The sequence below is a fragment of the Streptomyces sp. NPDC003691 genome (assembly GCF_053981115.1).
In genome coordinates, this window is the sequence record NZ_JBSFNQ010000208.1 from 1 (window position 1) to 2,645 (window position 2,645).

Annotated in this window: 1 protein-coding gene; it reads left to right on the forward strand. The window is 68.7% G+C overall.

Translation table 11 applies throughout. The annotated features are described in order from the left end of the window. Positions 1 to 240 precede the first annotated feature (240 nt). Positions 241 to 2,645, forward strand: a 2,405-nt coding sequence (locus tag ACWDR0_RS34740) for a condensation domain-containing protein (RefSeq protein WP_456355828.1), incomplete at its 3' end; no start/stop codon positions are given.

Below are 2,645 nucleotides of genomic sequence, written 5' to 3' on the forward strand. Positions count from 1 at the left end.
CTCTCGATCCAGGTGGTGGCGAGGGCTCGGAGGGCCGGTATCCGGATCACCCCGAGGCAGCTGTTCCAGCACCCCACGATCACCCAACTCGCCCCACATGCGGTAGAGCTGGTACCCGAGGACGGCGGGCATCCGAATCCGGGGGGTGATTCCCCGGGCCTTGCCGATACGGCCGGCCTGCCCGCCGGCCGGCTCGCCTCCTGGGAGCGTACCCATGGGCCCCTGCATGCCGTCTGGCCCATGTCCGCGCTGCAACAGGGCATGCTCTATCACGCTCTTGCCGAACCCCGTTCGGACGCCTACACCGAGCAGTTGGTGTGCACGCTGCGCGGTGACATCGATCCGCAGTACTTCCTCGACGCCTGGCGCAGTGCCATCAACCGGCACTCGGCCCTGCGGGCACACTGTGCCTGGCACGACGTCGACCGCCCCGTGCTGGTGGTGCCCCAGGAGATCGGCATACCGGTCGTGTACGAGGACTGGACGGCCGAAAGCGGCGCAGAGCCGCCCCTCGACCGGCTGGAGGAGTTCCTCGCGCGCGACCGCCGTACAGGATTCGAACTGGACGGCGGGCCGTTGCTCCGCCTGGCTCTGTTCCGTGTCGGCGGCGATCGGTGGGCCTTCATCTGGACGAATCATCACATTCTGCTCGACGGATGGTCCCTCCCCATTGTCGCGGGAGATGCCTTTGCGCTCTACGCGACTCATCGCTCGGAACCGGAGCCCGAGCTTGCGGCCGCTCCCGACTACGGCGCGTTCGTACGCTGGAACGAGAGCCGGGACCGTGCCGGGGACGAGACCTTCTGGCGCGAACAGCTCACCGGATTCACCGCTCCGGCCCTGCTCGCACAAGCTCGGTCCGAGGCTGCCACAAGCGCCGGGGACCGGTACGAGCCCGTACTACGGATGACTGCCCAACGCTCGCACAGCCTCACCGAGACTGCCCGACAGCGCGGTGTCACCCTCGCCGCACTCGTCCACGCCGCCTGGGCCCTGGTCGTCGCGCGGCATACCGGTGCCCGGGACCTGGCGGTCGGCAGTGTGCTGTCCGGACGGCCCGCCGAGATCGACGATGTCGAGAGGACCGTAGGACTTTTCATCAACACCCTGCCCTTACGGGTGAGGCTCCCCGACGACCTGCGGGTGGACGAACTGCTCTCAGCCGTGCTCCGGGGACTGCACGACCTCGGTGACCACCAGCACGCTCCGCTGGCAGGGGTAACCTCCTGGGCCGGCTCCGCGGCGGGAGCCCGGCTTTTCGACTCCATCGTGGTCGTCGAGAACTACCCCTTCGACGGACTCGCCACCGCCGGTTTCACGTTGGAGAGCAGCCGCCTGCTGGAGCGCACCACCTACCCGGTGAGTCTGCAGGTGCTGCCCGGAGAGCAGGTGGAGCTGAGGCTGTACGTTGATGCCGCAGCCTTTGGTGAGGAAGCAGCACAAGGGCTGCTCGACGACCTCGGCCGGATCCTGGACATGCTGACCGGCGACCCGGGCGCCACTCTGGGCGAACTGGGTCTCTACGACACCGAGACCGCCGTAGCGTGGTCGGGCGCCGGGGCGCCGCCTACCGCCGGGCAACCGGTGGTGGATGCCGTTCTGCACCATGCCCGGTCGGCTCAGGACGCCCCGGCTCTGATCGACGGCGAACAGATCTGGACCTACGGAGAGCTGGAGCGGGCCTCGGCCGTGGTGGCCCGCCGCCTGCGCCGGTCGGGGGCTGGTCCGGATTCGGTGGTGGGCCTGTTCCTGCCGCGGGGAGCCGGGATGGCGGTGGCGATGCTGGGCGTGCTGAGAGCCGGTGCGGCCTGGCTGGTGCTCGACCCGTCGTACCCCGCCGAGCGGCTCCGGACGATGGTGGCCGAGGCGGCGTGCGCACAGGTGGTGAGCGGGACCGCACATCTCGGTTACCTCGGTGGTCTGCTGCCCGACGGCACTACCGTGACGGACCTGGACGGGCTCGACCTCGGTGCCGAGGTCGACCGGTCCGGTCTGGACCTGGCGCACCCGGATGATCTGGCGTATCTCGTCTTCACCTCGGGGTCCACCGGCCGCCCCAAGGGGGTTGCCGTGACGCACGGCCAACTGGCTACCCACCTCGGCCGGATCGGCGAGGCATTCGGTCTGACCGCCCACGAGCGGGTCCTGGTCTTCGGGTCGTTCGCCTTCGACGTCAGTACCGAGCAGTTGTTCGCGCCGTTGACCAGGGGCGGCTCGGCCGTGATCCGTCCCGATGGGCTTCTCGGTACGGATGAACTCCTTGCCTTTCTGGAGAAATGCCGGGTTACCGTCTTCAACCCGCCGACCGGCCTGTGGCGGCAACTGGCCACCGACCTCGCCGACGGCGCCGCGGTGCCCGCCGGACTGGCCGTACGGCTCACCGTCGTCGGCGGCGATGCCATGCCTGCCGCCGAGATCGATGGCTGGCAGCGCACCGTGGGTGGTCGCCTGATCAACGCCTACGGACCCACTGAGACCGTCATCACCGCCACCACGCAGGAAGCCACCGCCGACCTCATCGGTACCGTTCCGTTGGGAAGGCCACTGCCTGGTACGTCGGTGTTTGTGTTGGATGGGTTGGTGCGTCCGGTTGTTGTGGGGGGTGTGGGTGAGTTGTTTATTGGTGGTGTTGGTGTGGCGCGTGG